This window comes from Melissococcus plutonius ATCC 35311, from assembly GCF_000270185.1.
GTDB lineage: Bacteria > Bacillota > Bacilli > Lactobacillales > Enterococcaceae > Melissococcus > Melissococcus plutonius.
The window spans coordinates 375,669-400,943 of record NC_015516.1; the positions used below are offsets into that span (position 1 = coordinate 375,669).

Genomic DNA, 25,275 nt, shown 5'->3' on the forward strand with positions numbered 1-25,275 from the left:
GAATGATCACAGGTTGTAGAGGAAATGATGAATAAAACTAATTGAAAAAATCTTCTAATTAGTTTTCATTAAAATTATGAAAGAAAATGTTTTACGTATCTATTAAAAGCAAGATTTTGATAGATGTAATCAAGATAGCTTATTTGTTTTTTATAAAATTTTTTAATAAAAAACCAATTGCATGGTGAACGTATCTTTGATCGTTCGCCATGTTTTTTTATCTAATTGTTCAGTAAACGATTAGCCATTTATTTTATGATTGTCTGATAAAAAATGATAACTCTTTATTAAGTATATCTTTATTCTGATAAAAACTATGAATTTTTCAAGCAAAAAAATTAGAACTAATAAAGATAATTATTAGTTCTAAGAATTTTATTTTTAGTAAAGGGATTAATAATGAAAAGATTGTTCATTTTTAAAATTTAACGATTGAATAAAACTGCTTTAATAGTCATTTTCTGGTTATCAAAGTTTCAACTATGCTTTTTTAATTAGGTTGTTGTAGGACCTTCTTGCGAATGATCATTACGGGCACCTAGTTCTCGCATCGAATTATTCCCCCAACATTCTTCATAATTAAATCCAGTGAGCATTTCTACTACTTCCCTTGTTTCATCATCTACATCAGCCATCTTACCATGATTACGCAAACGAGAAATTTCTTTTAGTAAAACTTTATGATTATTAACAGTCAATTTAAAGAAATGAGCAATAATAATTCCAAGGATAGCGCATACAATTGGAACACCAACATATAAAATTAATAAGGCAGTTACCGTTTGAGAACTTTGAATTTTTGCTTTTTCGACAAAACCGGTTGAGGATAAAATAACGCCAATGACAATTGTTTCTAAGGTTGAAAATAAAACATCCAAGGTTTGATTAACACCACAATATTGGCCTTCTCTACGTTTGCCTGTAACCATTTCATCGATATCAGGAATAAAGGTAAAAATAAATTGAGCAGAATTAACGACACCTGTTTTTCCAAAATTCATGGCTATTGTAAGAACAATAAATAAGAAACTTAAATGATCTGGCTTAGTTAGGGCTAAAAATAGCATTCCTATACTAACAATAATAGTTGTAATGGATCCCATGATATAAGTAAAGGGACTATTTGTTTTTGCAGTTAACCAAACGTAGAAAAGTAAGAATAAAATCCCAAAGACGAAACCAACACTAGTGGATACAGAGACAGAAGTCGGACTCAGAAGTAGAACAAATATGACAAAATAAGTGTTAATGGTACAAAGTAAAGAACGAAACATTTGTTCTGAAAGATACATGCCTAAATAATAACGATATGATTTTAAGCGAATGGTAGAAAAGAAATTCCAAAAAACCGATAATACTGTTTTACGAATTGCTTTTCCAAGTGGAATTGACTCTTTTTTTTCTGATAGGATGGTTGATTCATCATAAGGACGTTCATAAACAGAAAAATAAAAGATCACTAGGAAAATAAAAGAAAGAATATCATAGATTAAAGCAGCGTAAAAGTAAGTACTTGCATGATCTTGCCCTAATGCTTTGAATAAATAAACAGTAAATAAAGAGGCAAAAATACCAGCACAAGCACCACCAATTTGATTAACTCCCGCTAATTGTGCACGTTGGCTTGAATCTTCGGTCATTTCGCTCATAAAGGTTAATTGAGAAAGTGACAAAATAGGCATAACAGCGTAATAAATCAAAAATAATAAGAAATAGGTGGCTGTTCCTAAGTTTGGAATCCAAAGTGTAATATACAAAATGGTTTTCAAGGGAATTCCTATTAAAAGGAGACCTTTTCTTCTACCAAAACGCCTACCAAATTTTGTTTGGTATAAGTGATCTTAGATATAACCATAGACTGGAGTAACAATTGAGCCAATGATTTTTCCTAATGAGAACATTACTGTAACAGTAACAATTGAAATACCAATGTAGGTAGTAAAATAATACATTTGCCATGTAGTGATCATTACTTCTGCTACTTGTGCTAATTGGAAAGTTGAAAAACCTAACTTATGTTTAAGTGTTAAACGATTTCCTAAATTTTCCATTTAATTGTTTTCCTCCTCAAATTTAATCATGTCATATAAAATGTAGCCGTCCGTTTCAAAATCAATTACATTTATATTTGTTAATTGTGCGGCATCAATTACTAATTCAAGTTTATGACTTTTACCGTTGGTAACGGTTGAACGATAGGCACTACGATCATTTTCAAAACTATACTTTTTAAGTAGATGACCGTTTAAACTTACAAAGAATTGTACGCCAGTCGCAGGTTCCATTTGCTTTTGGGTTGCTCCAGCCAAACAGATCGTTAAAAGAAATTTTTTATTTAATTTTTCTGGTTTAGAAAATTTAATTTGCCATTTTCCATGATCGTTTTGCAGATAATACCAATCCTCTGATGAGCCAACATGATAGGTCAAAGAGTTGGGTACTAATTCTTTCCAAATATAGTTTCTAAGCTGGTCACTGAATTTAAATGGTTCAGTTGTTTTAGAAAAATATCCAATTTTCCAGATAAGTTTTTTCATTTGATAGGGAATATCAAGTTGACCTAAATCTTCATTTTTAGTTAGTTTAAAACTACCCAGATAAAAGTCTTCTGAAATCTCTGTTCCTTTAATATAAGCATATAAATGGTATATACCTGGATGAATATGAGGAATGTGAAAGTGATTATCTTTATGGGTCTCTGTATAAAAAATTCGTCCAGCTTTTTGAGTATAAACATCTCCCTTTGTATCGGTTAAAATGACTATCCAATCATTAGCATTCTCCTTTCCTGTCAAATTTAGCTCTCCTGTGAGCTCAACTAAAAAATTTGGATAGCGTGGTTCTATTTTTGAAAACCAAGAACTATCTTGTTTTTTTGTTAATTGGTTAACTTTATTTTTAACATCACTTATTTTTTGCTCGCCTTGGTTAAGGTAGATACACCAAGGACCATAGAATTTTTCCCAATGTTTTGGTAGTTGAAAATTGCCTGTACCAAAATGGGCACCTGTTAAATAATTTAAAATAATGCCATCATAATGGACTAATAAATCTTGTTTTAAAGGACCGGATGGAAAATAACTTTGATCTATTGGGATAAACCAACAACCAAATTGGTCGCCATATTGTCCCCAAAAATTATTGTCCTTAAAATAACCAGCATAATCATACTTTGAATAAACTGAACTATTTGTATACTTACTTCCATCAGGCAATTCAAATGTCTCATCCTGTAATTGTTTAAACTTGGCTAAATAACTTGCTTTAGGTTGAATGCCTTGTCTTTCAGAAGTATAAGCAATAGGAAAAAGTGAATGATTTAAGCGATAAACGGTTCGCAATTCGCCGATTGTCATTTCTTGCTCGGTTGTTTTAGCAACGATATACCCATAAATACAGGCTTCATCATTTAATAAGAATATATGATATTCTAAATTTAGGGGACTTGTTAGATCAAGATAAGCGATATGCAGACAATGATCCGAATTTTCAATAATTTTCAATTGAGTAGGTTGTAAATTTCTAGGCTTTCCATCATGATAGTCACAATAGAAACTACTTTTTTTATTTGGGTCATTTTTTGCACCATCTAGATTTCCTAACAATTCTTTTCCTTGATACTTTAGTGAATGAACCGTACCATTTTGAGAAAATGATACTTGCAACTGTTTATTTTCTAAAAAACAATTTAAACCTTGAACTTCTAATTTCATTTTTTTCCTCTTTTATCAAATTTTTTATTTATTTAATAAGCAAAAAATCTAGCAATTTTAAATAGAATAAAAGAATGAACGATATTTTTATTGACCTTTTTGCTGATAAATAACCAATAAAATTGGACTTGCTTTCTATACAGAAAACGGATACATTATTTTTAGGGATTGCTTTTTTATGTATCTACCTTTAACCATACTTGAATTTTTTTTGTTTTCAATAATCAATATTAGGTTTTTGTGTATCCAATTTACATGTATAGGAAAACGCTATCTTTAATTTATAAGAGAACTAAAATTAGTAAATTGAAAAGGAAGGATTAGCATGGAAAAAATTGATAATAATGAAACAGCTAGATGGGAATTTTTTGATCGTTCGTATGCATAATCTGCTTTAGGGTGGGTAGATGAAGTTTATCATCCAAGAGAGGTAGTAGATACACAATTACAAGTGGATCAGTTATTTCCAATTTTATTTCAATTTCATTATTTTGAAGAAGAATCAGCACCTCTAAATCACGATACAGCTACAATTGGTACATTTCATTATTTTGAAGGAACACATGCGAGAATAATGACGCTAGCAAAAAACTATTCTATCAAATTACGTGTTCAAAATAGTCAAAATGCTTATGGGTCTTATCAAGTAATGATCAACAATTTGGTTAGCTATACTTTTTCGCTCAATGCTAAGGAAGAGAAGGAATTAACATTTGAAGTTTTTTTATCACAACATCAATTGGAATTAACCTTTAAAGCGATTGAAGCAGCAACGGAAGAACTTTTGGTCCACTCACTTTCCTTGGAAGAAAAAAAACAAGAAAAAGCAGATAAACCAACCATTTATATTGCTTCTGATTCAACCGCTCAAACTTATGAACCAAAAGATTTTCCACAAGCAGGTTGGGGAGAGTTTCTTTATTTTTATCTTTTTGAAGGACATAACGCTACAATAATTAGGGATAAAACAAGTAGCTATCCTCAGGCATACAACTATTCATCAGAAAACCTAACAATTGTTAATAGGTCAATTGGTGGAAGAAGTTCACGGTCATTTATTGAAGAAGGAAAATTTGCTCAATTATTAGCTTTCTTAAAAGAGGATGATTATTTATTGATTCAATGGGGAGACAATGACGCAACGACCTTTCGACCAATGCGTTATGTGGCAAGTCAAGATTTTGCAAAATATTTAGAACAATATATTTTAAGTGCTTTAGACCGAAAGGTCCATCCTGTATTAATTACTCCACCTCCTAGATACCATTTTGTTCATCCCTTTGAAGCAGTTATCAGTTTTGATGATTATCGACAAGTCACATTAGCAATGGCTGAACGTTACCAGATTCCAGTAATTGATTTAGGCAAGATGGGAGCTGAATTCTTGTCTTTATTAGGAGAGAAAAAAGCAAAATGTTTGTTTATGCAATTACCAAAACATCAATATAAAAATTTCGAGGATGGTTTAACAGATGCGACATATTTTAATCAATTAGGTGCAAAAATGATGGCAAAATTCATTGCTAAAAAGTTTACAGAAGAATTTCCTGAAATTCAATTTCAATCAGAACATTTTCCTGTTTTGCTAGATAAACCTACAAACCTAACTGCAACAATCTTAGAAAATAAAATTTTTGTTCGTTGGTCAGCAGTTTCTAATGCACTTTATTATTCTGTTAAAGTTATTCAGGAAGAAAATATAAAGACCATCATTACCTTACAGCCTTTTTTCAATGATATTGCTGTTAAAAATCATTATCACGTTTGCTATGAAGTAAGTGCTCATACGTTTAAATGTGGTTCACCTGTCGAACAATTCACTTTAGTGCATGAATTTATGAATAAAAAACAAACGAAAGAGAAAATAACAGGAGTTAATTTATATGAAAAAGATACGGATACTTTCCCTGATAAATTTGCTTTTTCTCTTCGGTTTAACCATTATACAGGCATAAACAATTATCAAATTATTTTAAAAGACATTATAAACGAACAAGAAAGTATTTTAGAAGAACTACCTGCTACCAGAGTAACAGATCTACACAGTTATCAAATCAAAAAAGGCAACCAATATGCCATAAAGGTTAGGGGATACAATGAGAAACAACATCAGGAAATATTTAGTGATTTAATTCCAATTACCTCGTAAATAACGAAGAACTATTGAAGAATAAATTAGGAAAATTACGGATTGTTAATAGCTAAAATTTGATGTCTTGAATAATAGATAAAATAAACCTATTTAACGATTAAATGGTATTTACTTGTTTCTAATCTGTATTGTTTTAAGCTATCTTAGCTATTTTCTAACTATAACTAGCTTTCTTCATAATTATTAAAATATTAAAATTATTCAATATATTTTGATGATACCTTATTTAAACATTGTATAGAATATTAATATTTGTAAAATACCTGTCTAATTTATTATAATAAGCAAAAAATAAAGTAGTTGACTATAAAGCTAATCTATTCTACATTGAATAGATTAGCTTTTTTTATGAATAATTGATAGAGCTAGACATGAATAAATAGAAAATATAAATTAAGTAAGTTCATTATCCTAATTTAGTAGTAAATTCTAACGGTCTAGAGATTAATACCTAGTAAATATGAACTAGATTAGAACGATTTATAAATATAAAAAAACTTAATATTTATTGTATATACTAAGAAAAAGAAAGAAGAGATGCATAATGACAATGCATGAAATTATCTTGCGCTTGGTTCTTGCATCTTTTGTTGCTGGAATCATTGGATTTGATAGAGAATTTAAGAATAGGCCAGCGGGAATCAGAACGTATATTCTAGTTTGTTTAGGAGCAACCATTGTTGCAATGATTCAAGAACAAATAGCGATTGATTCATTAAAGGTTTCACTTGCCCATCCAAAAACATTAGAGGTAATTCGTTCTGATCCGGCAAGACTGATTGCGCAAGTTGTTAGTGGGATTGGTTTTTTGGGAGCAGGTACAATTGTTGTTACAAAACATTCGGTTTCTGGATTGACAACAGCTGCATCAATTTGGGCGGTTGCAGGAATTGGTTTAGCTATCGGTATGGGTTATTATAAAATTGCAATTGCTGGATTTATTGCTATTACATTAATATTAACTTTTTAAAAAAAATCATCAAAGTCCCAACATTGAAGAAAGTTGAAGTGAAATATGTTCATCGAGTAGAAACAAAAGAATTTCTTACAGAATATTTTGTTGATAATCATGTAGAAATCAAAGACATCAATTTTGCAGTTGATTTACGTACAGACCATAAAGTATATACGAATATTTATACAGTTTCTTTGCCCAAAGGTATGTCCTATACAAGTATAATTGAAGATATATCAAAAAATAAAAATATAATGAAAATTCGTTTAATTACAGCTTAATGAATTGATTAGTCATTGAATGTATTATTTTAATATATTTAAACTGTTATCTTCGTAAAGTGTATTGTTTGTTAATAATAATTACTAGAAGATGATTGGCGAAAATAAATTTATATTATCTTTAATTGGATCATGAAGATATCTATCGATTATAGTGGATATAGAAAATCATCTAATAAAAAATAGAGACAGAATAAAGTTTATATTTTAACTTTGTTCAGTCTCTATTTTTTATTAGATGATTAATTGTGAAAGTCAATTAACCGAATTAGTTGGTAATAGCTCAATAATTAGAATTTCCTTTTACTTATATTTACCTAATCATTTAGTGTAAAGCGAAGATTCATATTTAATGTACCAACCTGAACCATTTCATAAAGCAATTTTTTTAGATTTTCCAAAGAAATATTTGCCATTTTTTGGTTGGCTTCTTCGAGTTCAGCTATAGTCATTTGATGGGTTAGTGCTTTGTCATCGATAGCATAATGAAGTTGTTTGCAAGCAGCCATTGTCTTTAGCTCATAATCATTTACTAGGTCACTATAAAGATGATAGTTAGCATCACCAATTACTGCAACAACTCTTGTTAACCAATAAACTGTTGTTGGATCAAATTCATGAACGGCACTATTATAGATTGCTGGTGTTTCTTCAATCATTGTATAGAAGGGAACCATCGCATTAAAGGTATTCGGACCAAAAGCAAGCCAATGAATGCCAGCAATTTCATCAGGCACGTTTGAACGGATTTGTAAAATATGTGCTTCTTGGTTTCTGTTAATACCAATTGGACGATAAAGTTTCTTTTCAATTTTTGTTCCATTCCCATAAGGATCAAAAGGAGTATTTTGAAAATGAGAACTTAATGCCCATTTTATATCCTCAATACTGATTTTTTTCTCTGGATAACAAATAAATGGTAAATCTTGATCTTCTGGTGAAATTTTATCAGAAATACTTGGATTAAAGTGCTTTTGAATATACCAAGCTCTAGGATTGTTATAAATAGTATCTTTCTCAGAAGAACTACCAAAAATATGGCGAAGATTGACTCCCTCGAAATCTGGATTTAATTGATATTTTTCAATCATGTCAGGTAAGTCATCTGAATATAAGGTATCAGAAGAATTAAAATCAAAATTATCAATATTCAATCGATTGGGTGCAACAACATAGGAAGCATCCGGAATTTTAATTGCTGCCCAATGATGGCCACCAAGTGTTTCAAGGTACCAGATTTCATTTTTATCTGAAAAGGCAATTGCATTTGGTTCATACGTACCATATTTTTTTAAAAGTGAACCTAAACGAAGCACACCTTCTTTAGCAGAATGAATATAAGGCAAAACAATCGTTAGTAAATCAGCTTCACCAATACCATTTTCTACAAATGGATCAATACTTTGCACTCTTATATTTGTGGTAATTGTTTCAGTAGCTGTCATTGCTACATTGGCACTATTAATGCCAGAAGCTCCCCAGACACCTTCAGAATCATCAGAATCTGGCGTTGCTGTATATCTTAATGGATTATCAGGTAAAGGAATATCAATGTTAGTAACGACTGAGTGAAAAATGTTTGGTTGCTGATCGGGTGTTATAACAACAAATTTTTGCGGATTTGGTTGTCCAAATGCATCTTCATTTCGTGCAATTAAAGTACTACCATCTAATGATGCCTTTTTTCCAACCAATATAGTTGTACAAGAACCAATTCTTTTCTCCATAATTATTACTTCTTTCTATACGCTATAGTTAATGAAAGTATATAATTAAAAAAAAGAAAAGCAAATAGCAGTAGATTCTAATGGTTCTATTTTTTATTTATTTTGAAAATCTGAAGAAACTACTGAAAGATCATTTTATTTTTCGTCTAATTTTGTTAAAAATATAAATGAATGAACATAACTATCCAAAATTGAAAATCTACATACACAACAATACTTAGAATTTATGAAACATTTTTCACAGGCATAGTTCTTTTCTAAAGGTACCTAATAATCTTAAAATAGAATTGATAGCTCACAGAAGTGACCGATAGAAGCGGAGGCAATTTAATGTTTTTAGCAATCAATGAAATTTTTTATTCTAAATTACGTTATATCTTAATTATTGGTGTTGTTATGCTGATTGCCTATTTGGTCTTTTTTTTAACCGGATTAGCTTATGGTCTAGCAGAGGAAAACCGTGAAGCAATTGATCGGTGGCAAGCAGATCAAATCGTTCTATCTCAAGATGCAAATGCAACATTAGATACATCTAGTATTGCTGAAAAAAGTGCACAGGCAGTTAAAGCAAGTCAAAAAGCTTATTTAACACAGACACCTGAAGTTATTGTGAGTAATCAACAAAAAAAGCAGCCAAAAAAAATTAATGTTCGTTTTTTAGGTATTGAAAAAGAACAATTCTTGATGCCCAATTTAATTGGAGGTAAGGCTTTTACAAAAAATGATGAGGCGATTGGCGATATCAGTCTAAAAAAGGAATACGGATTACATATTGGTGATACTATCAAGCTTGCTGGAAATTCAGAGACGTTTAAATTGGTCGGTTTTACCGAATATGCAAAGCTTAGTGTCTCACCCGTTGTTTATATTTCATTATCTGCTGCACAGCAGCTTCATTCTAAAGATAGCTATTCTAGTTCTGAGAAAAATAAAAAGATAAATGCAATTATTATAAGAGGAGAAGTTCAAAGATTGCCAAATACACTTGAGAAAATTACCATTTCTACATTTATTAAGCATCTTCCAGGGTATCAGGCACATCTGTTAACATTTGGTTTTATGATTGGTTTTTTAATTGTGATTGCAGCCACTGTCATTGGAATTTTTATTTATGTATTAACAATACAAAAAAGTAATATTTTCGGCATAATGAAAACACAAGGCATCACTGAAGCATTTATCACATGGTCATTATTTGTTCAAACCTTTTTATTAACATTTACAGGTATTTTACTTGGATTTATCGGAACTTTGGTAACTTCACTTTTACTGCCAGAGGTAGTTCCCTTTCAAAATAATTGGTTATTTTTTAGCATTATCGCCTTTTTGATGCTACTTATGGCATTGTTGGGAACACTTTTTTCAGTTAGAACCATCATTAAAATTGATCCCTTAAAGGTAATTGGGCAGTGAGGAGAAAAAAGATGCATACAATTGAATTTAAAAAGGTGGAAAAAAGGTTTAAGGATGGCGATCAAATAATTCAAGCTTTGAAGCAAACAAGTATATCGATAGATCAAGGAAAATTTATTGCCATTGTTGGTCCATCGGGTTCCGGTAAAAGTACCTTTTTAACTTTAGCGGGTGGACTACAGCAACCTTCAAGGGGAGAAATCTTCATTAATGGTCAGCCGTTTAGTTCAAAGAATGAAAGGGAACGCAGTAACTTGCGTTTTAAAGAGATTGGTTTTATTTTACAATCCTCAAATTTAGTTCCTTTTTTGACGGCAAAAAAACAATTAATTTTAGTAGATAAGGTGAACCGAACCAACCATCAATCTTATGCGATAAGTCTTTTTAATCAATTGGGAATTGCTCATTTAGCAAATAAATTCCCAAATCAACTTTCAGGTGGCGAGCGTCAACGAGTAGCCATTGCTCGTGCCCTATATAATGATCCTACAATTATCTTGGCAGATGAGCCGACAGCCAGTTTGGATTCAAAAAAAGCTTATGAAGTAGTTAAAATTTTAGCAAATGAAACTAAAGAAAAAAATAAAGCAATTGTAATGGTTACTCATGATACCCGTCTGGTTCATCTATGTGATACAGTATTTATCATGCAAGATGGTGTTTTACAAAAAGCAAATCACCCACTAGAAGAATAATTTTTAGAATAATTGTTTTTAATTAAAAAGAATAAATTATTGTTGTCCTATGTTATCTTCCTAGTAACCAAATAAAATAAATAAAAAAAGACAATAAAAAACTAATTTTTAGGTTGTCTTTTTTATTTATTGTTCTATAAGTATTAAATTTTATTCAGTTATTTTTTTAAATTATGATTTATTTCTAAATTGAGTCGTCGGTATAACTTGTTATATTTTCTAATTTTTAGCTTGTTTAAAATACTGGTTGTTCATCTGAAATAGAAAAATGTCTAGCATAACCCAGACCAGCTAAAAGATAAAACATTGGTAAATATTGAATGAGGTATCTAGAACGTCCACCTTCAAATAGCAATAAGAAAAGGAGACCTCCCAAAATTGATAGTTTTAATATTAATCCAATTTTAGCATTTTTTATTTCTTTATATGAGAAAAGCATGCCTACTAAAACAACGAGCCAAATACATTGCATAAAGAAACGTAAATCTTTATTTCTCGCATGTTGGTAAGAGTAGACTTCGTGGATGAACAGTTGAAATTTATTCTTAGCGGGTTTATTAAAGATTGGTTTTCCATCTTTTGACCAACCAAAATCACCATTTTGTGTGTTATACGCGTATTTGTTAAATAGAAATTTAACATATCCCATTGGACCATAATCTTTTAACCGATGAATAATTTCCTTTTTTGCATAAGCTATTTTTTGTTCTCTAGTTGGAATGGAAAGAATTTTAGCTGTGTCTTCACCATTGAAACCACCAGTTCCATGTAATCCCATCATCATAAAGAAAAGGCAAGGTTTCGCTTGATTTTGTTCTGTTTCAAAAGATACTAGATTTTGATGATTTTTAACATAAGAAAAACTCAGAAAAATACAGAAAAAGGAAAATACAAATAAAATGGTTAACATACCTTTTTTCCATGTTAAATTTTTATCCGTTCTTTTATTTTGAACGAATAAAGAAATAATAGGAAGAGCGATCAAGAATACAATTGAAGATGGTTTAAGCAAAAATTCAAACCCAACAAATAATCCTAAAAATATGTCTAATAGTAAGACAAATAAATACCTATTTTTTTCTAAATTATGTTGCAATAAACTATAAATAAAAAAGACACAAGAAGTTAAGAAAAAGGCAATTGTATCTGTATAGGGAACCAAAATCCAAGGTGAAAAGCCTAAAGAAAAAAGCGATAAATAAAAAACAATATAGGCCGTTTTTTTATTAAAAATAATAGTAGCTGTTTGAAAGAGTAGCAAAAATGAAAGATCTAAAATTAAACAATTAATCAGTTGAAAATAATTCCATAAGCTATCCGAGTCTAAAAAAATAAAATTTTGTATTCTGGAAAAAAAGCTTAAAATAAAAAAATATAAAGCATTATTTGGATTTTGAGATAAATAATTATTAATATTAGAACTAGGTGCTTTATTTATCCTGGAGATCAAACTAACATCCCAATTAAATTCACCAGTATAATTTAAAATAATAAGCATTTGAATGAGGATTAAAGAAACAAAGACAATCACTTGACATATACGGGCATTTTCTTTAAAAAAAAATAAAAACTTTATAAACCTTTTTTTTTCATTAGTTGATTTTTGGGTCATAAAAATAATCAGTAGACCAATTAATAATATAAAAAATAAAAATTTATTTGTTAACTGTGATAAATCAAAATTTTGTGATCGAATGGCATTCCATAAAATCAATAATATAGCTAGAAAAAAAAGATAGTTTATTGTATGTATTATTTTTGGCCGCAAAATAACATTCCTTTCTAATCATTACTTTTTTATTCATCTAAAAATTTATATACATAAGTTACATTATTTTAAATACTAAATAGATATAACGAATAAGTAAAAAGAAAATATCATTGAATTTGCTGCGATATTCTCTGTTTTTCAATTTATTATTAGCACCTCAATTACCGTTTTATTATACTTGATAATCGTTACCAAGTCGATAGACTTTATCAGTCATTTAGTAAAGTATAGAATTTAACTTTGAATTCCTAAATTGTTAATAATATTTGTAGCTAAATTGCTTAAATTAGGGATAAAATTATTCAATAATATCCTGATAAATCAATCTATTTGTTTTTGGCTTAATTAATGTATTTATTGGTAGATGTCTATTGAACTAATTCATAATCACCATTCATATTACCAATAATATCTGATTCCTAATGCTTAGCAATATTTCCACTTTCAGACTGTATATTGCCTAGAATGCCTATTACTGATTCTTTACTCCAAGTTTTGTTTGTTAGGTAATTCCAAACTTTTATTGCTATTTTTGTTGTAGAGTCGTTTTTTATCTAATAGATGGGATAATTTACATTTATTATTTCATTTATAGATAATTTGATTTGAAGATTTTTTTATGGTCATGATAGGTGTAAATCTTTAGAAATATAGGTAATTTAGGTATACTAGAAGCAAATAAGCTGACTGAGTAGAAAAGTGTCTAAATGAGGACTTTAAGATAGAAAAGAGGAAAAAAGTTGATAAGAGATGAACGATACAAGGCGATTATGAACTTGTTAACTATGTCAGATACTGGAACAATTAAGGTAAATGATATTATGGAAAAACTAAGTGTTTCTGATATGACAGTTAGAAGAGACCTGGCAACTATGGAAGTACAAGGATTGCTTAAAAGAGTTCATGGGGGAGCAAAAATTAATACATTTAACGAGGAACTATCTCATAAAGAAAAGCAAATTATTAACATAGCAGAGAAAAAGGCGATTGCTCAAAAAGCAGTTGAACTGATAAATGAGGATGAAGCTATCTTTTTAGGTCCAGGTACAACGATCGAACTTGTGGCAAAAGCAATCAATAAAAAAAATCTTTTGTTGGTAACGAACTGCTTACCTGTGTTTAAAATTTTAAACACAAAGAGAGAACAAAATCAGATTTATTTGATTGGTGGTGAGCTAAGAAATAGTACACAAGCTTTTGTAGGAGAAATTCCTAATAAAATTTTGATGACTATGAAATTTCATAAAACTTTTTTTAGTTGTAATGCATTGAAAGAACAAGCAATTATGACCGCTACTTTGGAAGAAGGGCAAACCCAGGCGATTGCCTTAGATAACTCACAAGAACGTTTTTTATTAGTAGATGCTTCTAAAATTGGAAAAACAGATTTTTGTGTTTATTATGATCTAAATAAAATGACCAAAATTATTACAAATAAAGACACACAACGGCATTACGAACAAATTAAAAATGAACATGTGTTATTAGTGGAAACTGATTTGTAGGAAATTTGAAAAAATAATACTTAAATAAGAAAAATAGACACATAAAATTTTGTTATTCTAGCTAATAAATTTAAATCAGTTAAGGATATTCAAAAAAATCCTTAACTTTGCATTAATAAGAAACATAATTTAATGAGCAATAAAGAAAAAATTAACATTTTTTAATTTTTGATCATTTTTTAACTTTGAATTATTTAATAAATTAGGTTGCTTTAATATAAATTAACAAAAAAAATCAAACTTAAAATGTTGATAAATGTTTATTTATCATTTATCATAAAGATATAAATTTATTTAGTAATGAAAAGTATAATTGTATTTATTTTTATTAGTAAAGAATACTTTTTTGTAAGGGAATTCATTAAGCACAAAAGATTTGATGATTAAGAAATAATCATAAAGAAAAAATAATTTAGCTGGTCATAAATGAAACTGCTTACTTTGCTATTGTTAATTTATCAGTGAAAGAGAATGTTTGATGGTTAACGAATCATTTAGTATAAGTAACAACGATGAAACGATATAACTAATAAGCATTTCTGACTAGTTTTAATTAATAGAGGAGGGAAACTGTATGAAGCGAGTTGTGATAGGAGCAGATACTGAAGGTATGATGTTAAAAAATTATATCAAACAGTATTTAATAGAAAACGGGTTTGAGCTCATCGATAAAAGCGAAGAACCTTCTGAAGACTTTGTTGAATCAACGGTTAAGATTGCTCAAGAAGTGCTAGCTAATCAAGAAAGTTTAGGAATTGCTTTTGATGGGTATGGTGCTGGGAGTTTTATGGTAGCAACAAAAATAAAAGGAATGATTGCAGCAGAAGTATCTGATGAACGTTCTGCTTATATGACACGTGAACATAATAATGCTCGTATGATTACTATAGGTGAAAAAATTGTTGGAGAGGAATTAGCCAAGAATATTGTAAAAGAATTTTTACGCGCAGACTATGCAGGTGGTCGGCATCAAATTCGTGTGGATATGTTAAATAAAATGGCATAAAGTAAAATTAACAAGAAAGGAAATAAGTTTATGAAAATTGCTATCGGTTGTGATCATATTGTTACAGATACAAAAATGGCTGTATCTGATTTTTTAAAATCAAAAGATTATGAAGTCATCGATGTGGGCACTTATGATTTTACACGAACCCATTATCCAGTGTATGGTAAAAAGGTGGGTGAAGCTGTAATAAATGGTGAGGCGGATCTAGGTGTTTGTATTTGTGGAACAGGTGTTGGAATAAATAATGCAGCAAATAAGGTGGTAGGTATTCGGAGTGCACTTGTTCGGGATATGACAACAGCCATTTATGCAAAACAAGAATTAAATGCAAATGTTATTGGTTTTGGCGGACGCATTACAGGAGAGTTATTGATTTGTGATATTATTGAGGCTTTCATTAATACAGAGTATCATCCAAGTGAAGCTAATAAAAAATGAATTAATAAGATTAATTCAATAGAAAAAGAACATCCTGAACAATTAGATTCACAATTTTTTGATGAGTTTATTGAAAAGTGGAAACAAGGTGTTTACCATGATTAAAGGAGAGTAGCAAATGATTGTTACGATTACAATGAACCCATCGATTGATATTTCCTATCCACTTGAACAGTTTCAACTTAATACTGTCAATCGGGTAAATCATGTGAAAAAGACAGCTGGTGGAAAAGGTCTAAATGTTACACGTACCTTAAAACAATTGAACACTGATGTTATTGCAAGCGGTTTAATTGGTGGCTTTTTAGGAGAACAAATTAAAGCACAATTAAATGAACAAGGAATTCAACATGCATTTTCTAGGATTGCTGGTGAAACAAGAAATTGTATTGCCATATTGCATGATGGAAAACAAACGGAGATTTTAGAAAAGGGACCTAAGATTACATCTGAGGAAGCAGAAAATTTTCTAAAGGAATTTAAGCAATTGGTTAAAAAGGCGGATATTCTTTCGTTTTCAGGAAGTTTGCCAGAAGGGCTCTCCAAAGATTTTTATATTCAGATGATTAAGATTTGTAATGAACAAAATAAACCTGTTGTTTTAGATTGTTCAGGTGAATCATTAGAATATGTATTAAAAGGTACTGAAAAACCTCTACTCATTAAGCCAAATGTTGAAGAGCTCTCAGGTTTGTTAAATAAAAAGTTACCAGAAGATCTAAATGAATTCCGATCCATTTTAGACCAACCGATTTTTTCAGGAATTGAGTGGATTGTTGTTTCAATGGGAGGTCAGGGAGCATTCGCTAAACATCAGGAAAATTTTTATCAAGTAAAAATACCAAAAATTGAAGTTAAAAATCCAGTCGGCTCTGGTGATGTAACTGTGGCTGGGTTAACTTACGCTCTTTCAGAAAATAAATCTGATTTAGAAGTCTTAAAAATCGCAAATACTCTAGGAATGTTGAATGCACAAGAAGCAGAAACTGGCGGAGTAAATATGGATCATTTTGACGATTTATCAAAACAAATCGAAATAATTAAATTTTAATAGGAAGGAATGGATTTTATGCGGTTAATATCTGAAAAAAAAGCTATCATGCAACAATTAGTCAATGAGAAACAAGTTATTAGTGCTATAGCGATTGATCAACGAGGAGCATTAAAGAAAATGATCAGTAAATTTCAGTCAGAAGCAGCTAGTGACAAACAAATTGAACGATTTAAAGAAATTATTTCTTCCGAGTTAACACCAGATACTTCTGCCATTTTATTAGATCCGGAATATGGATTACCTGCAGCTAAAGTGCGAGACAAGCAAGCTGGATTATTACTAGCCTATGAAAAGACCGGTTATGATGCAGCGACACCTGGACGTTTGCCAGATATCTTACCCGTTTGGTCTGTTAAGCGATTAAAAGAAGCAGGCGCTCAAGCATGTAAATTCTTATTATATTACGATATCGATGAGCCAGATGAAATTAATGAACAAAAAAAGGCATTTATGGAACGAATCGGTTCAGAATGTTTAGCAGAAAAATTACCTTTTTTCCTTGAACTTATTTCCTACGATGCAGGTAATCCTGATGCTAATTCAAAAGAATTTGCTGTAAAAAAACCAAATAAAGTTATTGCAACAATGAAGGAATTCTCAAATCCTCGTTATGCAATTGATGTATTAAAAGTTGAAATACCTGTAAATATGAATTATGTTGAAGGAATTGCAACAAGTAAGGAAGAAATCGTTTATTCTAAAGCAGAGGCAGCAACTTATTTTAAAGAACAATCAAAAGCAACCGACCTACCATTTATTTTTTTAAGTGCAGGCGTTACTGCTGAACTTTTCCAACAAACATTGCAATTTGCCAAGTCAGCTGGATCAACATTTAATGGCGTGCTCTGTGGTAGAGCAACATGGGCAAATGGTGTAGAATCCTTTGTCCTTCAAGGCGAAGCAGCAGCCAGAAAATGGATGCAAGATGTTGGTAGAAAAAATCTTTCAGAATTAAATGCTATACTAAAAGAGACAGCAACACCGATTGAGTGGTCGTAAAAGGTGGATACAAATAAAATAATGATAGCTATTTAGTCGACTTAATAACTAAAAATACTAATAATTCACGCACTTGTTGTTAAAACCCTTGTTAAAATTTTCTTAGCAAGGGTTATTATTTATATTGTTTACTTTAAAGATCAATCCTATGATTTTTTTAACAATTTGTTTAAATGAACAGTTTGTCCTGTCGTTTTTATGATAAAATCTATTTAAAAGGAGATTTTCATGGAAATCAGTATTGATAACCTAATAAAATTTTATACCAATGAATCTGTTGTACTTAAAGGAATAAATACAAATCTAAAAAATGGTATTACTGGTCTGATTGGGCCTAATGGTGCTGGAAAATCAACATTAATCAAAATTTTGGTTGGTTTGGAAAAAGTTAGTAGTGGTCATATTCATTATCTTGATCATTCGGAGCCTTCTTTTAACTTGAAAGCATCTTTAGGTTATGTACCTCAAAATTTCCAACTACCCAATAATCTGACTGGTGAAGAATTCTTAGATTTTATGAGTACAGCAAAGGGAATTGGTTATAGAACGGCAAAACAAAACAGTTTGCAGCTCTTAGATTTACTTAATCTTACCCAAGTTGCGAGAAAAAGGATTTCCACGTATTCTGGTGGGATGAAACAACGGTTAGGAATTGCTCAATCTCTGTTAAATCATCCAAAATTGTTGATTCTGGATGAATCAACAGTTGGACTTGATCCTGATGAAAGACTGAATTTAAAACATATTATGACCGAACTTGCTGAGAATACAGTCATTTTATTGTCTACCCATATTGTTTCAGACATAGAATCAGTAGCAAATCATATTATTATCTTAGACCAGGGTGAAATACAAGTACAAGGAAATACAGATGCCTTATTAAAGACGATAGACGGAAAGGTTTGGGAGTTAACGGTTTCGCCAGAAGAATATCAAAATAAGCAACAAGAATATTTTATCATCAATACGTTCCATAAACAAAACAAGATAGAAATGCGCGTTATTTCTAAGAAGCAACCAAAAGATGAAGCAAACTTAATCTACCCAACATTAGAAGATCTTTACCTATATCATATTCGTTATAAAAAGGCTAATCGAGAAAAACAGGTAGCATTATGAAAAACTGGTTATTTAACGTATGGAATGTTGCAAAAATAGAGTTATTACAAAAAATTCGTCAAAAAAATACCTTGGCTATTCTTGTTTTCTTAATGCTGTTTACCTTTTTTGTTTTCCAGATCGAAATTCAACATTAAATTTCTCTATTTCTTTGCGACGTGAGGATATCTTGTCTGCTCGTGGTTTTTATAACTCAGATTGGATAGGAATGTTGATCATCATTTATTTTTCAACAGTTTTATTATTTATTGGTATTTTTTTAATTCGAAAAACAATGAGACGAGAACAACTAGATGGATATGGTATGTTAATGGCGAGTAGTAATGTTAATAAATCGGCATTTTTTGAAGGGAAGCGCTTAGGTAATTTTCTTTATCTAGCAGGGTTAATGCTTATTATTGAATTTTTCGGTATGATTATTCAATTATTGCGAAATGAATCTTCGATGATCACTATTTCATCTTATCTTATTCCCTATCTAATCATCATTCTCCCACTTGTTTATCTATTGAGTACTCTTGAGATTATTTTTGAAGTTATGCCATTGTTGAAAGGGACCTTAGGTAATTTTTTTATTTTTATGGTAGCAATGATTCTAGTTTCTTCTTCGCTAATTAATCTAGAGTATAGTAAAAATAGCAATATTCTTGTCGAAATTTTTGATATTGGTGGTTTTAAGTATTGTTTGAAATTGGTACTTGAATCATTTGTTGCTACTTATGGAGGGAGTATTCCCGGCTTCAATATCTTTGGGATAAGTCCACCTACGAATACTTTTTTTACTTTTCATTTTAAATGGGAACCAGCATTTATCGTGACTCGTGTCATTTTGATTCTATTTACGTTCAGTTTATTATATTTTGTTCAATGGGTAACACCATTAGTCTCTATTTTTTCCATAAAAAATAAACATAAATTAAAGAAAAAAATAGCAAATACAATTGAAACTACCAATTTACAAACTGCTTACCAAACTTGTTCATTACAACCTAAGAAAAAAATAGAAATATCGGTTAAATATGTATCCTCTCTACGTCTCTTTTACTATCAAGCATTGTTAGTTATTCGTGAGAGACCAATCGCTATCTTTATGGTTGCACTTATCTTTATTGCGCAATGGGTTCTTATTCGTACAAAATTTAATGAACAATTATTAATACTGGCGACTATCATTCCTATTTCCATCTGGGCTAAAATGGGTTTTAAAAAAGCAGAAGATTACTTAAAAACAACACTCGCTTATCCAAAGTATTTCAGCTGGCGTCTATTACTGATTGAATGGCTAGTTTGGCTTCTCTATTTTTCAGGGACTATTGTGAAATCACTTATGCTACATAACCTAACAGGAGTTGGTATCGTTAGTATAAGTTCTTTACTTGTTGTGTCATTTGCATATGCAAGTAATAGTATTTTTCATAATGAATTACCTTTTGAGATTTTATTCTTGTTTGTATGGTACATTGATATTTTTCAAAAGGCTAAATTCATTAATCTTTTTAACCCGTACACTCAATCAATGCGTGCACTAATTTTTCTATTGATCGGTTGGATTGGCTTTACTATATTAGGAATTATAAGTAACTATCTAGTCATTAGTAGTACGAAGAATTTTCGATCGATACAATTACCTTGGAAAAATAAATTAAAAAAGAAGAAATTATCTCCATGATGTTATGGATCGTTAGTAGAAATAGAGTAACAAAATTAGTAGATGAAACATAAAGATGATATTAAAGGATCTTTATGTTTCATAAATAGGTGTCTGGTTAAAAGTTAAGTACCTACAAAGAAGTAGTCAACATTAAATTTGTTAATTTTCTATTCCATTATTCTCTATTTTTGATTTTTGGCAGATTTTTTTCAGAGATATTTCTAGCTTTACAATCTATTTACTGAAAATAATCAAAAACTGTTATTAGTCCGCCATCTAAAGTAATTTATTTTCATAAAATAACAGGAAGGTATAAATCGTTTTTCTCTATTTTATTAATCGTTATCTGTTATTTCCAATCTATCAATTTTAATTGTTTAATATTTAAAAATCGCTGGGCAGAGTAAGCTAATGCACCATAAATAGCTGGATTCCAAGTGGTTGCACTATTCATAATAACAACATCTTTAGAAAAACGATTTGTTAATTGTTTCTTAATCAATGCAACCATTTCAGGTAAAGCCTGTGTCAATGAACTATTGAAAATAACAAGTTGTGGTGCATTGATGGCAATAATATTATTAATGCCAATGGCAAGTAATTCAGCATATTTTTCTATTTGACTGACTAGTAAGGCATCATTGTCATGATAGGCTTGAACGAGACGGTCCATATTAAAGTCATGCCATTTTTTCTTTTCTTTTATTTCATCACAAATTATTTTCATTGAACAATATTGTTCAAGACAGCCCTTATTTCCACAAGGACATTGTCTGCCATTAGGAATTAGGATGGTATGCCCAATTTCACCAGCATTTCCTTGGTAGCCAATCGTTAGTTTTCCTTGTTTTACAATTCCCGCGCCAATCCCTCGATGGAGACTAATGGTGACTAAAGATTCATAGTCAGAAGAAAATGTATATTCACCAAGTGCAGATAAATTTGCTTCGTTCTCAAGATAGACAGGAAATTCATACCGATCGTTTAAGCGTTTAGCAAGGTTAATATTTTCCAAATCATAATAAGGTGTAAATCGAATCATCTCTTTAAATACCTGACCATGAATACCAATTGTTAAACCGACAATGCCATGTGGTGTTTGGGGAGCTTGTTTTTCACACTCAGTAATAATTGTATGAATGATTGTTTCCACATTCTTTGCATGAATAGTGCTATTTTTCAATTGTATTCTAGTAATTTCTGTGCCATCAATGTAAGAAAGAAGAGCATCTATATAATTATCTCCTAAATCAATTCCTATTAACAATGCAGTCGTTTGATTAAAAGTAAGTAAAATAGGTTTTCTACCGCCTGATTCAGAAGATTCTCCAATCTTTGTTTCTAAAATAAATTGTTCATCGATTAATTTTTTGACAATGGATGAAACGGAAGCTTTATTTAGGGAGGAAATTTCTGCTAATTTTGCTCGGGAAATTTCTTTATTCTTAATAATATAATTTAAAATGGTTGCTTCATTTTGTTCACGAATTGTATATTTGCTATACACCATAGGTAGACTCCTTTAGAATTGATCATTTATTGATAAATAATTTATTATGAAAGCGTTTGACTTTTATCTTTTTATCAATTATAGTTTATTTATAAGATAGTTTACTGTACTAACTAACTTAAATCAAGTTATTTTGGAGGTTATCCTATGTATTTTCCTGAGGTAAAAAAAGTGACATTTGAAGGTACTACAACAAACAACTCTTTTGCATTTAGACATTATAATCCGGATGAAGTTATTTTAGGTAAATCGATGAAAGAACATCTGCGATTTGCTTTAGCGTATTGGCATACAATGACTCAAGATGGTACCGATCCTTTTGGCGATCCTTCCCATATTCGTACTTGGTTTGGAGAAACACCAATGGAGACAGCTAAAAATCGGGTAGAAGCCTTTTTTGAAATTTTAGAAAAATTAGATGTTGATTATTTTTGTTTTCATGATGTTGATATTGCACCACAAGGAGATTCGTTAGAAGAGTTTTTTAATAATATTGATGAGATAACCGATTTAATCAAAGAAAAAATGGAAAAAACAGGTAAAAAATTACTATGGAATACGGCAAATTTATTTTCGCATCCAAGATTTACCAACGGTGCTGCTTCTTCAAACAATGCAGAAGTATTTGCCATCGCGGCAGCTCAGGTAAAAAAGGGATTAGATATCAATAAAAAATTAAATGGTGAAAATTATGTTTTTTGGGGAGGACGTGAAGGATACGAAACCTTGTTGAATACAGATATGGGATTTGAACAAGACAATATGGCTCGCCTGTTTAAAATGGCGATTCAATATGGTCAAAAAATCAACCATAAACCACAATTTTTAATCGAACCGAAAGCCATGGAACCTTCAAAACACCAATATGATTTTGATGCAGCAACAACCATGGCATTTATTCAAAAATACCAGTTAGAAGAAGACTTCAAATTAAATTTAGAAGCGAATCATGCCACATTAGCTGGCCATACATTTGATCATGAATTGACGGTTGCTCGTACGTATCATGCGTTAGGCTCTATTGATGCAAATCAGGGAGACCCCTTACTTGGTTGGGATACGGATGAATTTCCTACAGATATTTATGAAGCAACGTTTGCGATGTATCAGATTTTGGAAAATGGTGGGATTGCACCATGTGGTCTAAATTTTGATGCTAAGGTGCGTCGTTCCTCATTTGAAATGGAAGATTTGTTATTATCTCACATTGCTGGTATGGATACTTATGCAAGAGGATTAAAAGCAGCAGCAAAATTAATGGAATCAAAATTTTTAGAAAATATAAAACAGGAACGTTACAAGAGTTATCATGAAGGCATAGGACAACGCATTTTAGACAATAAAGAAGATTTGGAAAGTTTAACAACCTATGCACTTCAACACGATCAAGTAAAATTATCGTCTAGTCATATTGAACATGTGAGATCGCTTTTAAATGACTATTTAGTGTAGGTGAAAAAGATGGCGTACGTAATAGGTTTTGATTTAGGTACCAGTAGTTTAAAAGGAATATTAATGAATAAGATGGGTGTAGTGATTGATACACTGTCCTATTCTTATCCAATTCTCATGCCCAAAACGGGATTTAGTGAACAAAATCCTGAAGAATGGATAAATGCTTGTCAACGAATTATAAGGCAGTTAATAGAAAAATATCCTAATTTAAAGCAAGATTTGATGGGAATTAGCTTCTCTGGACAGATGCATAGTTTGGTTGTTTTGAATAAAAACAAAGAAATCTTAAGAAATGCTATATTATGGAATGATGTCAGAACCACTGTACAATGCAAACAAATTCAAGAATTGCTTGGTGATCGCTTAATAGAAATTACCCAAAATAAACCATTAGAGAGATTTACTTTACCAAAACTACTTTGGTTGCAGGAAAATGAACCAATGATTTGGGAACAGGTTCGACATATCATGTTACCTAAAGATTATTTAAGATTTTGGTTAACCGGTCATATTGCTACTGATTATTCAGATGCAGCAGGAACTTTACTGATGGGCCTTAAAGGTAAAGCATGGTCACTGCCTTTATTAGATTTATTTAAGGTCCCTCAAGACTATTTACCGGAAATTAAAAAATCAACCGATATGGCTGGAAAAATGCGTAAGGAACTAAAAGAAGCCTTTGGCTTAACGCATGATATCATGATTTATACAGGTGGGGCTGACAATGCTTGTTCTGCTATTGGTGCTGGGATTTTAAATTCAGAAACGGCAATGGTAAGTATTGGTACTTCTGGTGTTTTCTTATCTTACGAAGCAGAAGCAGAAGTTGAATACAAAGGCACATTGCATCTCTTCAATCATGCTGTTGATGATGCTTTCTATTCGATGGGAGTTACCCTATCAGCGGGTAGGAGTCTAGATTGGTTTAAAAATACTTTTGCTAAGGAAGCCAGCTTTGAAGAATTAACGAGCCAAATAACAGATGTAGAGCCAGGTGCAAATGGTCTATTTTTTACTCCTTATATTGCTGGTGAAAGAACACCCTATGCAGATAGTACAATTCGAGGAAGTTTTATTGGGATTGATGCTTCACATACATTAAAATACTTTACCCGGGCAGCAATGGAAGGAATTACTTTTTCATTAAAAGATTCACAAATGCTCATGCAGACGATTGCGAATAAATCGTTCAAAAAAATTATTTCTACAGGCGGCGGAGCAAGGAATCCCAATTGGTTACACATGCAAGCTGATATTTTTGATTCACCGATCGTATGTCTGAAAACAGAACAGGGACCTGGGTTTGGAGCAGCTATGTTAGCGGCAATTGGTTTAGGTTGGTATCGAAGTATTGAGGAATGTGCCAAGCAGATTGTACATTATACAGAGCCAATATTTCCTAATCCAAAAAATGTTTCTATTTATACACCAATTTATGAACATTATCGAGCAATTTATCCAGCAATTCACTCCCTTTCCTCCTATCAAAAAATTAAGTAAAAATAATACCAATAATAAACAACAAAGATAATGATATCTTCTCAATAAAATAAAATGCAATGTTATAGATATTGTAAAAATAGTCAAATATTAGAGTACGTCTGAGAACAACTGAGTTATGTAGAGTACTTTGGTAGAAATGGTTAAAGTCAATCATCATGAAACAGAACAGATATGAATAACCAACGGGATGATTAAAATTTATGGAGTAAAAGAACTTCGAGAATAGATTGCTTCAAAACAGAATTTTTACACTATTCCTTCATAGGAAAATAGCTTAACTCCTTGGAAAATGGATTAGTATTTATATAAAGAAACGACATCATAT

General features: G+C 30.8%; 18 protein-coding genes and 3 pseudogenes. 14 read left to right on the forward strand and 7 right to left on the reverse strand.

The window, feature by feature from the left end:
• Positions 1-494: 494 nt before the first annotated feature.
• The 3 genes and pseudogenes from MPTP_RS01630 to MPTP_RS01635 all read right to left on the reverse strand — a co-directional run.
• Positions 495-1,808: pseudogene (locus tag MPTP_RS01630) on the reverse strand (MFS transporter); the annotation flags it as partial.
• Between the two features lie 33 nt (positions 1,809-1,841).
• Complete coding sequence (locus tag MPTP_RS09840; protein WP_013773278.1) at positions 1,842-2,051, reverse strand: hypothetical protein; 210 nt, start codon at positions 2,049-2,051, stop codon at positions 1,842-1,844.
• Positions 2,052-3,713 carry a polysaccharide lyase family protein gene (locus tag MPTP_RS01635; protein ID WP_013773279.1) on the reverse strand — a complete coding sequence of 554 codons (1,662 nt, stop codon included), beginning with the start codon at positions 3,711-3,713 and terminating at the stop codon, positions 2,052-2,054.
• A 451-nt stretch (positions 3,714-4,164) separates the two neighbouring features.
• Between MPTP_RS01635 and MPTP_RS01640 the strand changes: the two genes are divergently transcribed.
• Both MPTP_RS01640 and MPTP_RS01645 read left to right on the forward strand, forming a co-directional pair.
• Positions 4,165-5,862, forward strand: coding sequence for an SGNH/GDSL hydrolase family protein (locus MPTP_RS01640; protein WP_013773280.1), 1,698 nt, complete (start codon positions 4,165-4,167; stop codon positions 5,860-5,862).
• Between the two features lie 547 nt (positions 5,863-6,409).
• A pseudogene (locus MPTP_RS01645) lies at positions 6,410-7,101 on the forward strand (MgtC/SapB family protein).
• 317 nt (positions 7,102-7,418) lie between these two features.
• Here the strand turns inward: MPTP_RS01645 and MPTP_RS01650 are convergent.
• Positions 7,419-8,828 (reverse strand): C69 family dipeptidase, encoded by a 1,410-nt coding sequence (locus MPTP_RS01650; protein WP_013773283.1) that lies wholly within the window; start codon positions 8,826-8,828, stop codon positions 7,419-7,421.
• A gap of 330 nt (positions 8,829-9,158) precedes the next feature.
• On the opposite strand from MPTP_RS01650, the gene MPTP_RS01655 reads away from it, so the two are divergent.
• Both MPTP_RS01655 and MPTP_RS01660 read left to right on the forward strand, forming a co-directional pair.
• Positions 9,159-10,241 (forward strand): ABC transporter permease, encoded by a 1,083-nt coding sequence (locus tag MPTP_RS01655; RefSeq protein ID WP_013773284.1) that lies wholly within the window; start codon positions 9,159-9,161, stop codon positions 10,239-10,241.
• Between the two features lie 11 nt (positions 10,242-10,252).
• Entirely contained in the window at positions 10,253-10,936 is a 684-nt protein-coding gene (locus MPTP_RS01660) for an ABC transporter ATP-binding protein (RefSeq protein WP_013773285.1), read from the forward strand.
• A 235-nt stretch (positions 10,937-11,171) separates the two neighbouring features.
• On the opposite strand, the gene MPTP_RS01665 is transcribed toward MPTP_RS01660, so the two are convergent.
• Both MPTP_RS01665 and MPTP_RS10335 read right to left on the reverse strand, forming a co-directional pair.
• A complete protein-coding gene (locus MPTP_RS01665; protein WP_331449790.1) occupies positions 11,172-12,197 on the reverse strand; it encodes a glycosyltransferase family protein in 1,026 nt (341 codons plus the stop codon).
• Between the two features lie 929 nt (positions 12,198-13,126).
• Positions 13,127-13,261: a phage tail tip lysozyme gene (locus MPTP_RS10335; RefSeq protein ID WP_158309122.1), complete on the reverse strand. Its 135-nt coding sequence runs from the start codon at positions 13,259-13,261 to the stop codon at positions 13,127-13,129.
• 186 nt (positions 13,262-13,447) lie between these two features.
• Between MPTP_RS10335 and MPTP_RS01670 the strand changes: the two genes are divergently transcribed.
• The 8 genes and pseudogenes from MPTP_RS01670 (at position 13,448) to MPTP_RS01700 (ending at position 20,500) form a co-directional block, all read left to right on the forward strand.
• Positions 13,448-14,212, forward strand: coding sequence for a DeoR/GlpR family DNA-binding transcription regulator (locus tag MPTP_RS01670; RefSeq protein ID WP_013773287.1), 765 nt, complete (start codon positions 13,448-13,450; stop codon positions 14,210-14,212).
• A gap of 574 nt (positions 14,213-14,786) precedes the next feature.
• A complete protein-coding gene (lacA, locus tag MPTP_RS01675) occupies positions 14,787-15,218 on the forward strand; it encodes a galactose-6-phosphate isomerase subunit LacA (protein WP_013773288.1) in 432 nt (143 codons plus the stop codon).
• Between the two features lie 30 nt (positions 15,219-15,248).
• Positions 15,249-15,764: pseudogene (gene lacB, locus MPTP_RS01680) on the forward strand (galactose-6-phosphate isomerase subunit LacB).
• Positions 15,765-15,777: 13 nt separating this feature from the next.
• Positions 15,778-16,710: a tagatose-6-phosphate kinase gene (gene lacC, locus MPTP_RS01685; protein ID WP_013773289.1), complete on the forward strand. Its 933-nt coding sequence runs from the start codon at positions 15,778-15,780 to the stop codon at positions 16,708-16,710.
• 18 nt (positions 16,711-16,728) lie between these two features.
• On the forward strand, positions 16,729-17,712 hold the full coding sequence (lacD, locus tag MPTP_RS01690) for a tagatose-bisphosphate aldolase (RefSeq protein WP_013773290.1): 984 nt from the start codon (positions 16,729-16,731) through the stop codon (positions 17,710-17,712).
• A 228-nt stretch (positions 17,713-17,940) separates the two neighbouring features.
• A complete protein-coding gene (locus MPTP_RS01695; RefSeq protein WP_013773291.1) occupies positions 17,941-18,831 on the forward strand; it encodes an ABC transporter ATP-binding protein in 891 nt (296 codons plus the stop codon).
• Positions 18,828-18,968 carry a hypothetical protein gene (locus MPTP_RS09645; protein WP_013773292.1) on the forward strand — a complete coding sequence of 47 codons (141 nt, stop codon included), beginning with the start codon at positions 18,828-18,830 and terminating at the stop codon, positions 18,966-18,968. Before MPTP_RS01695 ends, MPTP_RS09645 begins: the two co-directional genes overlap by 4 nt.
• A 14-nt stretch (positions 18,969-18,982) precedes the next feature.
• Positions 18,983-20,500: a hypothetical protein gene (locus MPTP_RS01700; protein WP_231849651.1), complete on the forward strand. Its 1,518-nt coding sequence runs from the start codon at positions 18,983-18,985 to the stop codon at positions 20,498-20,500.
• Positions 20,501-20,831: 331 nt separating this feature from the next.
• Here MPTP_RS01700 and MPTP_RS01705 read toward each other — a convergent pair whose 3' ends face one another.
• The gene (locus MPTP_RS01705) at positions 20,832-21,992 is read right to left on the reverse strand and encodes an ROK family transcriptional regulator (RefSeq protein ID WP_013773294.1); all 1,161 of its coding nucleotides are present in this window, start codon (positions 21,990-21,992) and stop codon (positions 20,832-20,834) included.
• A gap of 147 nt (positions 21,993-22,139) precedes the next feature.
• Between MPTP_RS01705 and xylA the strand changes: the two genes are divergently transcribed.
• Positions 22,140-23,444 carry a xylose isomerase gene (gene xylA / locus MPTP_RS01710; protein WP_013773295.1) on the forward strand — a complete coding sequence of 435 codons (1,305 nt, stop codon included), beginning with the start codon at positions 22,140-22,142 and terminating at the stop codon, positions 23,442-23,444.
• A 9-nt stretch (positions 23,445-23,453) separates the two neighbouring features.
• On the forward strand, positions 23,454-24,947 hold the full coding sequence (xylB, locus tag MPTP_RS01715) for a xylulokinase (protein WP_013773296.1): 1,494 nt from the start codon (positions 23,454-23,456) through the stop codon (positions 24,945-24,947).
• The last annotated feature ends 328 nt before the right edge of the window (positions 24,948-25,275 follow it).

Excerpts from the sequence above, each read along its gene's own strand:
- MPTP_RS09840 (WP_013773278.1), bottom strand. The coding sequence starts at position 2,051 with ATGGAAAATTTAGGAAATCGTTTAACACTTAAACATAAGTTAGGTTTT.
- MPTP_RS01635 (WP_013773279.1), bottom strand. The coding sequence starts at position 3,713 with ATGAAATTAGAAGTTCAAGGTTTAAATTGTTTTTTAGAAAATAAACAG.
- MPTP_RS01650 (WP_013773283.1), bottom strand. The coding sequence starts at position 8,828 with ATGGAGAAAAGAATTGGTTCTTGTACAACTATATTGGTTGGAAAAAAG.
- MPTP_RS01655 (WP_013773284.1), top strand. The coding sequence starts at position 9,159 with ATGTTTTTAGCAATCAATGAAATTTTTTATTCTAAATTACGTTATATC.
- MPTP_RS01660 (WP_013773285.1), top strand. The coding sequence starts at position 10,253 with ATGCATACAATTGAATTTAAAAAGGTGGAAAAAAGGTTTAAGGATGGC.
- lacA (WP_013773288.1), top strand. The coding sequence starts at position 14,787 with ATGAAGCGAGTTGTGATAGGAGCAGATACTGAAGGTATGATGTTAAAA.
- lacC (WP_013773289.1), top strand. The coding sequence starts at position 15,778 with ATGATTGTTACGATTACAATGAACCCATCGATTGATATTTCCTATCCA.
- lacD (WP_013773290.1), top strand. The coding sequence starts at position 16,729 with ATGCGGTTAATATCTGAAAAAAAAGCTATCATGCAACAATTAGTCAAT.
- MPTP_RS01695 (WP_013773291.1), top strand. The coding sequence starts at position 17,941 with ATGGAAATCAGTATTGATAACCTAATAAAATTTTATACCAATGAATCT.
- MPTP_RS09645 (WP_013773292.1), top strand. The coding sequence starts at position 18,828 with ATGAAAAACTGGTTATTTAACGTATGGAATGTTGCAAAAATAGAGTTA.
- MPTP_RS01705 (WP_013773294.1), bottom strand. The coding sequence starts at position 21,992 with ATGGTGTATAGCAAATATACAATTCGTGAACAAAATGAAGCAACCATT.
- xylA (WP_013773295.1), top strand. The coding sequence starts at position 22,140 with ATGTATTTTCCTGAGGTAAAAAAAGTGACATTTGAAGGTACTACAACA.
- xylB (WP_013773296.1), top strand. The coding sequence starts at position 23,454 with ATGGCGTACGTAATAGGTTTTGATTTAGGTACCAGTAGTTTAAAAGGA.